Here is a 12494-nt window from a genome sequence, read left to right as displayed (position 1 = left end):
AAAGCCTACATTATTGCGGCTGAATATTTCATCGGCATGACTCGCGCGTGACGTAAACATGACAAAATAGCATTTTCTTTCACGCGTTTGGCTATCGCCCGTCCTCGCTGACAAACACCGTGGTTTGGCCGTCGGCGGTTAACGCCGTCACGCTATACGGAGGAAAACGCCGCCCATTGAAACTGCGTTCCTCGGCAGAAAAATTCGCTACCTGCGTAGTGCCGTCGGCGAAACCGGTTTGCTGCAACAGGCGATCGGCTGAAAGCCAGCGGAATCCGGTCAGCGCCTGGTTTGCCAGCTTTTCATGCAGAGGACGAAAGAACGCGTCCTGGCGCTGCATCAGCGGCAGGCGCGACGCCAAGGTGCCTTCACTCAAGTGGAACAGCGGCGGCACGCTATAGAGCAGCTGCGCCAATTCGTTTTCCCTGCGCACATTAGTCAACTTCAGATTATCGAATAGCCAATGATGAGTAGTGATGACGGAATCGTGAAACACCGCCTGGTACAGGGGCAAGCGCGCGGCCGGATCGAAATGGATGCTGCGATACAAGGCCTTCAGCGGCACTGCCTTGAACATGTTGCTGGGTTCTTCCGGCGGATAGTAATTGCCGAGGTAGTAGAGAGATTTCTTGTCCTTCTGCATCTCTTTATCGCCCCAGCCGATCACCGGCGTCTGCATGCCGTGGGCAAAGAATATGCCTTGCGCCGTCACGGCATTGCCGTCTTCCGAACCGGCCGGAAGTTGCCTGTCTTCGGAAATCCAGCGCGTGCTGGCCGCATTGGCGTAGGCATTTTGCGCCATGGTCATGGTGGCTCCCCGGCGATAGTCATCGAACAGCATTCCGGCCGCGGTAACGTCCAGAAACCAGCTATTGAATCCGGTTTTTTCTTGGACGGCCCTCACCCTCGCTTCCATCAATGGCCGCATGCAAAACGGATTAGTATAGTGGCCGAAGCCGTTAAAGCCGGTCTTGAACCGGCCGTCATCGAGCACGATGGCGCAATCGCGATAGGTCTTTTCGCCGAAGTGCGCGGTGGCCCAATCCGGATTGTGGCCGCGCGGCAGCGCCGTTTCGTAGGAATCGTAGGGAGCCAGCAGATAACCTGCCTTGACGCCGGCGGCAATTGCCTCAGGATGCCACAAGCCGCCTTCCCAGCCTTCGCCCAGGCCCAGCCAAAGGCGCGGCAATCCCGCTTTGCGCAGCTGCTCCATGGTAGCGCCGGAAACGCCACCGCCCCAATCCTTGGCATCGGCATTCAGGGCCGCGCCAAATGTCTGCGCCACCTCCGATCTCAGTTCTCCATAGCGGCTGGCCAGCCGATTGACGTCGGGGGCGTCGGTCTGCCAGGCTTCGCGAGCCAAGCTGTTGAGACCGGCGTTGAAGGCGCCGATGAGTATTTTTTCCTGATACCTGGCAGGGTTGGTCCCGGCTTCCACCAATGCTTTCCTGCTTTCCGGCCCGAAATGCCGGCGCAGGTCGATTGCCAGCGGATTCTTGCTGCGCAAAATCCTCAGGAAAGCCGGCCAGCTCCTGACATCCCTGGCGGCGATCAGTCCGCTGCCCCACAGATAGGCATGCGATGCGCCGATCAGCTTGGCGGCGCCCGGGCTTTTCGCTATCTTGTCCGCCAGGAATTCGAAGCGGCCTTCGGCGAGCAGCCAGGCGCGATAGCGCTTGGCGCCGGCGAGCAGGTCGCCGTCGCCCAGGTGCAAGGTAAGCGTCATCGGCGTAGCGGGCGCCAGTTGCGTGAAAGTGTGGCTGGCCTGTAGCGCCAGCCCGGCGCCGTCGGCGCTGAAATCAAGCTGGTTGTTGTATGGATTGGTCAGCAGCCAATGCAGGGAAAACTTGCCGTGATCCATGCCCCACAAGGGCAGGCTGAGATCTTGCGTGGTATTCAGGCGCTCCATCTTTTGCAGGATGAAGTCATTCCACACCTTGTTGTCGCGCGCCACATAGTGGCCCTCCGCCAGCGGCAGGATCAAGCCACGTCCTATCGCGCTTCCCGGCTGCCTGACGAGAGTCAGTGCGCCCGCCGCCTTGGCGTGCACGGTCAGCATCAGGTCGCGCTCGCTGAGTTTTGCCTCGATGCGGTAGGCGCCGTCGTCCCATTGCCAGCCGGCCTGGCCGGCTGTGCTTTGCAGGGCCGCGACCCGATGGCTGCCGACGCCGTCGGAAACCTGGATCGCGGTGGCGCCGGCAGGCGTTACGCGGATCGCCAGCGTGCCCGGATCCAGCACGATGTGCCAGAGCGGGTTCTCCAGCACGATTGCTGCCTGCGCCTGGCTGGAAAAAACGGCAAGCAGCAATAGCGTGCCGGACAGAAAAGAAAGCAGGGATTTTTTCATGGCGCTCAAGATCAGGCGAAACAAGGTCGGACCCTATTATTCCTTGCTTGCCTGTCTCGATTGCCGAAAGAATGTTGGCAATACCTGTTTTTAAGATAAAACTTAGTTAGCCCTTGTCCGCTTGCTTTATTTTCCCCATCTGCCACAGCAGGAAACTGTAGATATCGGCTGACAGCGCATAACGCTGGGTCGCCGTGCTGCCTACGCCGTGGCCGGCCTGCATGTCGAGCCGCAGCAGGATCGGCTTGCCGCTGCTGGTGGCTGCCTGCAGGCGGGCCGCAGTCTTGGCGCTGTGCCAGACGTCGACGCGCGGATCGTTCATGCCGTGCACCAGCATGACGGCAGGATAGGCGGTGTTGTCCTTGATGTTATGGTAGGTGCTCATCTCCAGCAAGGCCGGAAACTCCTGCGGATTCTTGGCACTGCCGAATTCGGAGATGTTGGTAATGCCGTTGGCGCTGTCTTCGGCGCGCACGGCGTCCATGATGCCGACATTAAAAATGGCGGCCGCAAACAGTTCAGGCGCGGTAGTCACGGTGCGGCCGACAAAGATGCCGCCGGCGCTGGTGCCCATCACACCCAGCGTCTTGGGGGTGGCGTAACCTTCGGCGATCAGGTACTTGGCGCAAGCCACGCCATCCTTCCACGTATTCGACTTGGTGGCTTTGAAGCCGGCCCGGTACCAGTCGTCGCCGTAGACGCCGCTGCCGCGCACGTTGGCATAGGCCAGCACGCCGCCGCGCTCGAGCCAGGCCATCCGCGCAGGCGAGAAACCGGCGGTCTGGGAAAAGCCGTAAGCAGCATAACCGTCAAGCAAGGTCGGATTGCTGCCGTCACGTTTCAAGCCTTTCTTGTACAGCAGGGTCATCGGCACCAGCGCGCCGTCGTAGCTCGGCACCTTGACGTCGACTACTTCCACTTCGGGCAGGCTAGGCATGGGCGGGTTCACGCGCAGGCCGGGATCGCCCGATACCTTGCCCTTGAGCAGTAAAGTGCGCGGCAGCTCGGTCCAGCCGTTCAATGTGTACAGCACATCGCTGTAGGCATGGGCCGGATCGTTATGGACGGTGGCGGCGCCCTTGAACGGCAGCGGGATGTTCTGGCCTTTAACGTCGCCGGCAGCGTAGCGCCGCAGCACGATCAAAGTACCCTCGCGTACTTCGCCGATCAGTGCATCGGAGGTCAGCGAGAATTTCTCCAGCACTGCGTCTTTCGGCGCGGCAGCCACTTCGCGCGCCAGTTTCAGGTCAGGATGGCGCAAATCAAGTTTCAACACACGGTTGCGCGGCGCATGGTCGTGCGTCAGCAGGTACAGGTCGTTGCCCTTCAATTCTGCATCGGTGATCTTGTCGTCGAAGCTGGATATTTTCTTCCAGGCCACGGCTGGCTTGTCCAGGTCGGCGACGTTAGCCACGAACAGGAAACCTTCCGGCAAGGTGGTGTCGGTGGTGCGGGCAATCATCCAGCGGCTGCCCGGATTGAAGATGATGGTGCCGACATCGAGCCGGGCCAAGCCCAGGTCGGTGGTGACGGTCGGGCCGAACACCGCCTTGGCCTCCGCAGCCGCAGCGCCGACCTTGATCCACATCACCTTGCTGTCGAGATAGGTCTCGGAATCCGGATCGCCCGGCTTGAGCGCTTTCAGCTGGTTGTAAGTGAGTGACTTGCTGTCCGGCAGCCAGCCGAGCAGGGCTTCGTGCACACGCGGAATCGGCTCGCCGACATTTTTCCCGCTTGCCGTATCGAGGATATAAAGCGAGGCATCTTCCGAACCGCCGGCGGAAACACCGTAGGCTACATGCTTGCCATCCCAGGCCGGCACGAAATAGTTGATGGCGTGCGGTACGCCGGTGCGCTTGGCGTCCAGCTCCGGATCGACCAGCACTCGTTCAGGACCCTGCAGGCTGTCGCGCACCACCAGCTTGAACTGCTTCTCGCCGCGGGCGCGCTTGAGGTAATACACCTGGTTGCCAGGGATTCGCGTCACATCGCGGATATCGTCGCCGGTGGCGGCGGAAATCTCGGCGATACGCTGTTCCAGCTGGCCGCGCAGTTCTATCCGGTCCAGTTCCTTGCGCGCCGACTCGCCCTGCTCCTTGAGCCAGGACTGCACCTTGGGATCTTTCACATTTTCGAAATAGCGGTACGGGTCTTTCACCGTGACGCCGTGCAGGACGTCGCTGACGTCTTGCACCGGGGCGAGGCTGACTGCCTGCGCAGGCAAGGCTGCGATAAAGGTAGTAACTGCGGCAACTGCCGTGACTGCAAACAGTCGCGATGGTGTGTTCAAAAATTGCATGGCAATCCTAGGTAAGTTGAATGTATTGATCGATTGACTAGCGTTTTCCGGATGGCAGCAAACCCCACTGCGACAGCATCCACGCCATTTCAAACGAGCGTTCCTTGATCGCGTCATAGCGGCCGGAAGCGCCGCCGTGGCCGGCTCCCATGTTCACCTTGAGCAGCAGGGGATTGGGGTCGGTTTTCATGGCGCGCAGCCTGGCGACATATTTCGCCGGCTCCCAGTACATCACCTGGCTGTCGTTGAGGCCGGTAGTGACCAGCATCGACGGATACGCCTTGCGTTCGATATTGTCGTAGGGCGAATAACTGCGCATATAGTCGTAGGCAGGTTTTTCGTTGGGATTGCCCCACTCCAGGTATTCGCCGGTGGTGAGCGGCAGGCTGGCGTCCATCATGGTGTTCATCACGTCGACGAACGGCACCGCTGCATGCACCGCATGGAACAGGTCGGGCCGCATGTTGGTGACCGCGCCCATCAGCAGGCCGCCGGCGCTGCCGCCTTCGATGATCAGGTGCTGCGGGCTGGTCCAGCCTTGCTTGACCAGGTATTCGGCGCTGTCGATGAAATCGTAGAAGGTGTTCTTCTTGTGCATCAGCATGCCGTCGTCGTGCCAATGCTCGCCCATGTCGTTGCCGCCGCGGATATGCGCTTCGGCAAACACCACGCCGCGATCCAGCAGGCTGACGCGGCTGTTGGAGAACGTCGCTTCGGCCGGGATGCCGTAGGAACCGTAGGCGTACAGCAGCAGCGGCGCCGAGCCGTCGAGCTTGATGCCTTTCTTGGCTACAGTCCAGAGCGGCACCTTGACGCCGTCGCGCGCGGTGGCCCACAAGCGCCTGGTTTCATACAGGGCCGGATCGTAGCCGGGCACTTCCTGCTGTTTCAGCAGCTTGCGCTCGCCGCTGGCCATGTCGACGTCGAATACGGTCGGCGGCGTCACCGGCGACTCATACATCAGGCGATATTGGCCAGAAGTGAATTCCGGCGTGCCGCCGGCGTGCGAGGTATATACCGCTTCGTCGAACTGCAGGGTCTTCCAGCTATGGTCGGCAAAATTGTAGATGCGGGAACGCTCTTGCGCATCCGCCTTTTCGCTGACCACCAGAAAATCGCGGAACAGCTCGAACGATTCCAGCAAGACCCTGGGATCGTGCGCTATCAGTTCTTTCCAGTGTTCCGGCCCGGGCGTCGCCAGCGGCGCCGTCACCAGGCGAAAATTCTTGGCGTCCTTGTTGGTCATGATGAACAGCTCGCCGTCGCGGTGATCGACATGGTAGCGGTGTCCGGTTTCACGTCCCAGCACTGAGCGGAAACTGCCTTGCGGCTGGTCTGCCGGCAGCAGGCTGACTTCGGTGGTGTCTGTGCTTTGCGCTTCGAGTTCGATGAATTTGCGGTCGCCGCTGTTGCCGACGCCGAGGTTGAACTGTTCGACCGCCTCACGGTACACCTCGACTGGCTTGCTGCCCAACTTGAGGCGCAGCAGCAGGTCGGAACGTTTGGTGGTGGCGTCTTCCTGCACCAGGAACAGGGTCTGGCTATCCGCGGCCCAGGCCAGGGTGGTGACGCGTTCCACGGTATCGGCCAGCAGCTTGCCTGTGCTCAAATCCTTGACGTGCAACTGGTACTGGCGGTAGCCGGTGGTGTCGGTGGAATACGCCAGGTAACGGTCGTCGGGACTGACAGAAAAACTCTCGACGTGGAAAAATTCCTTGCCCTTGGCGAGCCGGTTTTCATCGAGCAGGATTTCTTCGCTGGCGCTGGCGTCATAGGCAAAACCAGCGTCGGCCTTGGCCAGGCGGCGGCAGATAATCGGATACTGCTGGCCTGCTTCAGTGCGGCTGTAATAGTAATAATTGCCGCGCCGGGTCGGCACCGACAAGTCGGTTTCCTTCATGCGGCCCTTCATTTCGCCGTACAGCTTTTTCGACAGCGGCGCCAGGTCCTTGGTCATGGCCTGGGTGTAGCTGTTCTCCGCCTTAAGGTAGGCGATCACCTTGGGATTGGTCTTTTCGCGCAGCCAGTGGTAGTCGTCGGTGACGGTTTCTCCGTGGCGGATTTCCTGCCAAGCCTGCTTGGCGGCTATCGGCGGTGTCGGGGTGATGCGGCGAGAGTGGAAGTGGAGGTCATCAGAGCCAGGAATAATGCGCCCAGGGTATGGGTGCGTTGCTGAAGAAAAGACATATAGTACAGATCCCTTGTATGGATAGACAATGCGCCTGGATATGCCCAGGTAAGGGCAATCCTTGATATGCAACTCTGTTGCAATCCGCTAAGTTACCCGTAATTCGGCGGAAACACAATATGCCGGCTCTCGGCGATTGCGGTTCGCAGCTTAATTCGCGGCTAAAATATCGGGCAGACGGTTGCGCCCGCCACGGCCAGCTGCATCCTCCAATCCGAAAGCCGCCATGCCGCAAACCCAGCAAGCCTTGTCCGACGCCGCAACCATCCTGGCGACACGCCGCAAAACCGGCGTCCAGGGAGCACGCCTGCCACTGAGCTTGCGGCCGCCGGATGCCACGACGGCGTTGGCGATACAGGCGCTTGTCAGTGCCCAGATCGGCGACGCGATAGCTGCCTGGAAGTGCGGCATGCCCGCCGCTGGCCAGCCGGTGGCGGCGCCCATCTATGGCGCTACGGTCTTCAGCGGCGGCGCATGCACGGCATGGGTGCGCGACAGCCAGGTAAGGATCGAGCCGGAGCTGGCTTTCATTCTCGGCCATGATTTGCCGCCGCGCCCTTTACCCTATTCCGAGGCAGAGGTCGACGCCGCCATCGCCCGCACCCACCTTGCACTTGAACTGATAGACAGCCGTTACAGCACTCCGGATGACGCGGATTTTCTTGAAAACCTGGCAGACGGACTGCTCAACCAGGGGCTGTACCTGGGGCCGCAGGTAGATGCAGAACGCGCGCGCAATGCCGTCGAACTGGCGATAGAGATCGACAGTGGCAACGGAAAAACCAAGCAGCTGCACGGCCGCCATCCCGCCATCAATCCGCGCGCTCCGCTATATTGGCTGGCTGAATTCCTGCGTGCCGCGGGACAGGGCTTGCAAGCCGGCCAAGCCATCATCACCGGATCTTATGCCGGCAGCTTCGGCTGGCCGGCGGCGCAGGAAATCGCCATCCGATATGGCGACCTGGGCCAGCTGAGCGTCCGCTTCGTCCCGAGATGAATTCTGCCGCAAGCGCCGTCGGCCGTTTCCGGCCGCGCCTGACATTAAAAACCCTGGGCCGCGGCGACGGCCTGCTGGGCATGCGGCCTTCCGGTCCGTTCGGGCCGCGCGGGCCGAATGTGACGGTGGTCCAGATCAGCTGGACTTATGTCACCGATGACGGCTTGCAATGGGAAACCGCCGCCCCTACTGCCTTGCTGAACCGCCGCCCGGCATCGTCGCAAACGGTGGAAGACGATAAAGGCCGGCGCCTGTTGCTGCGCGACCTGGGCGCCGAAGCCGATGCCCTCGACCTGGTGTGGGAACTGGGCCTGTATCCGCTGCCGGCCGACACTTTGCAATGGCGCACGGACAGCGCCGCGCAGGACGCGGCGCAAACGCTGGACTCGCTCTGGACCCTGGTGCAGGAAGATTTCTTCGGCGATTTCTGGGCCGAGCAGTTGCCCGGCCTGCAGGCCAAAGGCTGGGCGATCGTGGTGCGTCCCGGTTTTGCGCACGAGAGCGTGCCGGTGGATGCCTGGCGCCTGATCGTCAATCCTGCAACCGGCGAACTGCTGGGCAAGGAAGTCGCGGCTCGCATGCGTGGCCGCGAACAGGCCGTGACGGCCCTCGGACTGCCAGCCGGCGAAGGTTCCTGGCTGCTGACCCTGGGCATCGAAATCGATGGCGAGCTGGTGGACCTGGTGCCGCTGCTGGCGCACCTGCTGCAACGCGACGGCCGCTGGCTGGACGCCAAGCAGATTGCCCTGATCGACGACCATGCCTTGATCATGCTGCGCGCCCCCGGCGGCAAGCGGATCGAAGCCTTGGCGGCGCCGCTCAAGGCAATCGTCGGCAGCATGCTGGAACTGCTGACCGATCCCTTGCGCAAGGAAGGCCCGCTGCTGCTTTCCTCATGGGATGCCTATCGCCTTGAAACGATGCGCCTGAGCTTGCTCGACACACAGCGCCAACGCGCCGGCGCCCACGGCGCCTGGCAGTTGCAGGGCGACGTCGGCCTGCGCGCGCTGGCGCAACGACTGCAAGGCGCCGGCACACCGCAAACCGTGAGTCCGCCGGCCGGCCTCGGCGTTACCCTGCGCCCCTATCAATTGCATGGCGTCGCCTGGCTGCAATACCTGCGCGAGCATCACCTGGCCGGCATCCTGGCGGATGACATGGGCCTGGGAAAAACCGCGCAGGCGCTGGCCCACCTGCTGATAGAAAAACAGGCAGGCCGCCTCGACCTGCCGGCGCTGGCCGTACTGCCGACTTCGCTGATATTCAACTGGCAGGCCGAGGCCAGGCGCATGGCGCCCGGCTTGCGCGTGCTTGCCTTGCAGGGGCCGGAACGCCATCGGGATTTCCCGCGCATGGCAGAATACGACCTGATCCTCACCACCTATCCGCTGCTGTGGCGCGACCGCGCAGCGCTGGAAGCCCAGCCCTTCCATATGCTGATCCTGGATGAAGCGCAGACCGTGAAAAACGCTACCGCCCGCAGCGCAGGGGCCGTGCGGCGCCTGCGCGCTCGGCACCGGCTGTGCATCACCGGCACGCCGCTGGAAAACCATCTGGGAGAACTGTGGACGCAATTCGATTTCCTGATGCCCGGCTTCCTCGGCGACATGCGCAGTTTCACGCGCTTGTGGCGCAAGCCGATAGAAATCGGCGGCCAGACCTTGCGTGCGCAGTTGCTGGCGCAGCGGGTCAGGCCGTTCATCCTGAGGCGGCGCAAGGACGAAGTGGCAAGCGAACTGCCGCCGCGCACCGAAACCGTCAAGCTGGTGCAATTGCAAGGACAGCAGCGCGACCTATACGAAAGCGTCAGGCTGGCCGCCGATGAACAGGTGCGCCGCGTCCTCAAGCGCAAAGGCTTCAGCGGCGGCCAGATCACGATCCTCGATGCCTTGCTCAAGCTGAGGCAAGTATGCTGCGATCCGTTCCTGCTGAAAGGCATGGAGCATCCGGCCACCATCGAACGCGCCAAACTGGAGCTGCTGCGCGACATGCTGCCGGCTTTGGTGGCGGAAGGCCGGCGCATCCTGGTGTTTTCCCAGTTCACTGAAATGCTGGACCTGGTCGCCGTCGAACTCGATACCATGCAACTGCCGTGGCTTGCGCTGACCGGCAAGACGCCGCCGGCAAAACGCGGCGCACTGGTGGCGGAGTTCCAAAGCAAGACAGTGCCCTTGCTGCTGATCAGCCTCAAAGCCGGCGGCGTCGGCCTCAACCTGACCGCCGCCGACACCGTGATCCACATCGATCCGTGGTGGAACCCGGCAGTACAAGAACAAGCCACAGCGCGCGCCCACCGCATCGGCCAGGACCAGACCGTGTTCGTCTATAAAGTAGTGGTTGAAGGCAGCATAGAAGAACGCATCATCGAACTACAGGCGCGCAAGGCGGCGCTGGCTGAAGGTGTACTCGGCAGCGATGCGGCATTAGCGACCAAGTTCAGCAGCGAAGATTTGCAGCTGTTGCTGGCGCCGCTGGCCTGAGCAGTTAATTAGGGTCAGAGTCGAATATTTTTTTATTCGACTCTGACCCTAATTAACTGCCTGGGATTGCCGGCCGGCGCAAATGGTAAGATGGCAGCCTTACAAGCTGTCAAGGCCCGTTGTCATGTCATTTTCCTCCCTGGGCCTGTCCCCCGTCATCCTGCAAGCCGTTGCCGAACGTGGCTACGTCACGCCAACTCCTGTCCAGGTGGCGGCGATTCCCGCAATCCTGCGCGGCGGCGATGTACTGGCGGCGGCGCAAACCGGCTCCGGCAAGACTGCGGCGTTCGCGCTGCCGCTACTGCAGTTGATGCAAGACAGCCCCGGCGAGAAACCACGCCGGCTGCGCGTGCTGGTGCTGGTCCCTACCCGCGAACTGGCGCAGCAGACTGCCGAAGCTATCCGCCTCCTGGCGCAAGCCGCTCCGCAATCGCTGAAGATCGCCGCCCTGTTCGGCGGCGTCTCGATCAACCCGCAAATGATGGACCTGCGCGGCGGCGCCGATATCGTGGTGGCGACGCCTGGCCGTCTGCTCGACCTGATCGAGCACAACGCCCTCAGCATTGCGGCGGTATCGTCGCTGGTGCTGGATGAAGCCGATCGCCTGCTCGACATGGGATTTGCAGATGAAATCGGCCGCATCCTGGCGCTGTTGCCCAAACAACGCCAGAACCTGTTTTTCTCGGCTACGTTTCCAAGCGCGGTGCACGCATTCGCCGCCAGGATGCTGCATGAGCCGGCCCGTATCGCCGTCCCGGCATTGGCGCAGAACCAGCCGGACATCGAGCAGCGCGCAATCATGGTCGACGCCGGCCGCCGCACGCAACTGCTGCGGCACCTGCTGAAAGAGAACAACTGGGGCCGGGTGCTGGTTTTTGTCGCCACCAAATACGCGGCGGAGCATATTGCGGACAAGCTGCATCGCGCAGGAATCAAGGCAGCCGCCTTCCACGGCGAATTCAGCCAGGGCGCGCGCGATGAAGTGCTGGCGGATTTCAAGGCCAGCAAGCTGCAAGTGCTGGTCGCCACCGATGTCGCCGCGCGCGGGATCGACATTGCGCAACTGCCGGTGGTCCTGAACTACGATTTGCCGCGCTCCGCGGTGGACTATACGCACCGCATCGGCCGCACAGGGCGCGCCGGCAAGAGCGGCATCGCCATCAGTTTTGTCAGCGCCGAGACGGAGGCGCATTTCCACCTGATTGAAAAACGTCACCAGCTGAAATGCAAACGCGAACAGATTGCTGGTTTCGAGCCTGTCGTCAGCGCTATATTGGCGAGCGTGGAATCGTCAGCCGATGGCGGCATCAAAGGCAAGCGCAAGAGCAAAAAGGACAAGCTGCGTGAGGCGGCGGCACGTGGCAAGACCGATTAGGCAAGACTACCGTTCGCCCATGGATGACAATTTCCTGAACAACAGTCATTTAAACAAGACGCCGCCAGCCCCTTGCATTGCTGCCGCGAGCTTTCCGTCAAACGTTGCCAGGACAGCTCCCATTCGCAGCGCCAGATCCAGGTAAGTAGCGTCATAAGCGCTCAGGCTATATGCCCGCGCAATCGCCATTACCTGATCCTGGCGAGCAGCGGGCATTACATTGTCGGTTGCGATTGGCAACCTGGCTAGTCGTGCCAGGTAGTCAAACGCCTGAGCTTCCGTAATGATCTTGCGTCGTTCGCCAACCAGCAGCGCGTTTGCAATTTCGGTATGCCAAAGCGACGGCACCACAACCTCCATCTCTGCCGTAGCTTGCAATACCCGTTCCGCACATGCCGCCTCATCCGGTTTTTCGCGCGCATATATCCATGCCAGCGCGGTCGAAGCATCAAGTACCAGAATCATCGGCGGCCTTCAGAAATCATTTCGCTGATATCTTCGGCACCAAGCCCCAGGACTTTCTTGAATGCCTGCATGGAAGCAACAGCGGCTATGGCGTCATTCTGCGCAGAAGTTTCGCTTGGGACGAGATCAGCAACGGGCTTCCCCCTGACGGTAATGGTATAGCGCTGTCCGTGCCCCACTCCACGCAGCAGTTCAGATAATTTGGCTTTGGCGTCGAAAGCGCCGATTTCCTGGAACATGGCAATTCTCCATCAAACTAGTTCATTGACCTAGTTTATTACAGATCACGAAAATCCGCATTTCCCTGTCATCTATATTGCCATTACGATCAAGATAAATTATT

8 protein-coding genes are annotated in these 12494 nt (G+C 61.2%); 3 read left to right on the top strand and 5 right to left on the bottom strand.

Features of this window, described 5'->3' with window-relative positions:
* Positions 1–91: 91 nt before the first annotated feature.
* The 3 genes from CFter6_RS01130 to CFter6_RS01120 form a co-directional block, all read right to left on the bottom strand.
* A complete protein-coding gene (locus CFter6_RS01130; protein ID WP_061542145.1) occupies positions 92–2347 on the bottom strand; it encodes a glycoside hydrolase in 2256 nt (751 codons plus the stop codon).
* Between the two features lie 106 nt (positions 2348–2453).
* Positions 2454–4646, bottom strand: a complete 2193-nt coding sequence (locus CFter6_RS01125) for a prolyl oligopeptidase family serine peptidase (RefSeq protein WP_061538389.1) — start codon at positions 4644–4646, stop codon at positions 2454–2456.
* A 37-nt stretch (positions 4647–4683) separates the two neighbouring features.
* Complete coding sequence (locus tag CFter6_RS01120; RefSeq protein WP_236904481.1) at positions 4684–6906, bottom strand: S9 family peptidase; 2223 nt, start codon at positions 6904–6906, stop codon at positions 4684–4686.
* Positions 6907–7060: 154 nt separating this feature from the next.
* Here CFter6_RS01120 and CFter6_RS01115 point away from each other — a divergent pair, with 154 nt between their 5' ends.
* The 3 genes from CFter6_RS01115 (at position 7061) to CFter6_RS01105 (ending at position 11686) form a co-directional block, all read left to right on the top strand.
* On the top strand, positions 7061–7831 hold the full coding sequence (locus CFter6_RS01115) for a fumarylacetoacetate hydrolase family protein (RefSeq protein ID WP_061538388.1): 771 nt from the start codon (positions 7061–7063) through the stop codon (positions 7829–7831).
* A complete protein-coding gene (locus tag CFter6_RS01110; RefSeq protein WP_061538387.1) occupies positions 7828–10311 on the top strand; it encodes a DEAD/DEAH box helicase in 2484 nt (827 codons plus the stop codon). The genes CFter6_RS01115 and CFter6_RS01110 overlap by 4 nt, the downstream gene beginning before the upstream one ends.
* Before the next feature lie 124 nt (positions 10312–10435).
* A complete protein-coding gene (locus CFter6_RS01105; RefSeq protein WP_061538386.1) occupies positions 10436–11686 on the top strand; it encodes a DEAD/DEAH box helicase in 1251 nt (416 codons plus the stop codon).
* Positions 11687–11731: 45 nt separating this feature from the next.
* Here CFter6_RS01105 and CFter6_RS01100 read toward each other — a convergent pair whose 3' ends face one another.
* On the bottom strand, positions 11732–12151 hold the full coding sequence (locus CFter6_RS01100) for a type II toxin-antitoxin system VapC family toxin (RefSeq protein ID WP_061538385.1): 420 nt from the start codon (positions 12149–12151) through the stop codon (positions 11732–11734).
* A complete protein-coding gene (locus CFter6_RS01095) occupies positions 12148–12390 on the bottom strand; it encodes a type II toxin-antitoxin system Phd/YefM family antitoxin (RefSeq protein ID WP_061538384.1) in 243 nt (80 codons plus the stop codon). Before CFter6_RS01095 ends, CFter6_RS01100 begins: the two co-directional genes overlap by 4 nt.
* Positions 12391–12494: the final 104 nt, after the last annotated feature.

It is taken from the genome of Collimonas fungivorans (assembly GCF_001584145.1).
Classification (GTDB): Bacteria; Pseudomonadota; Gammaproteobacteria; order Burkholderiales; family Burkholderiaceae_D; genus Collimonas; species Collimonas fungivorans.
The sequence above is the reverse complement of the archived record's forward strand: the minus strand, read 5'-3'. Positions and strand labels throughout refer to the sequence as shown.

Excerpts from the sequence above, each read along its gene's own strand:
- CFter6_RS01130 (WP_061542145.1), bottom strand. The coding sequence starts at position 2,347 with ATGAAAAAATCCCTGCTTTCTTTTCTGTCCGGCACGCTATTGCTGCTT.
- CFter6_RS01125 (WP_061538389.1), bottom strand. The coding sequence starts at position 4,646 with ATGCAATTTTTGAACACACCATCGCGACTGTTTGCAGTCACGGCAGTT.
- CFter6_RS01115 (WP_061538388.1), top strand. The coding sequence starts at position 7,061 with ATGCCGCAAACCCAGCAAGCCTTGTCCGACGCCGCAACCATCCTGGCG.
- CFter6_RS01110 (WP_061538387.1), top strand. The coding sequence starts at position 7,828 with ATGAATTCTGCCGCAAGCGCCGTCGGCCGTTTCCGGCCGCGCCTGACA.
- CFter6_RS01105 (WP_061538386.1), top strand. The coding sequence starts at position 10,436 with ATGTCATTTTCCTCCCTGGGCCTGTCCCCCGTCATCCTGCAAGCCGTT.
- CFter6_RS01100 (WP_061538385.1), bottom strand. The coding sequence starts at position 12,151 with ATGATTCTGGTACTTGATGCTTCGACCGCGCTGGCATGGATATATGCG.
- CFter6_RS01095 (WP_061538384.1), bottom strand. The coding sequence starts at position 12,390 with ATGTTCCAGGAAATCGGCGCTTTCGACGCCAAAGCCAAATTATCTGAA.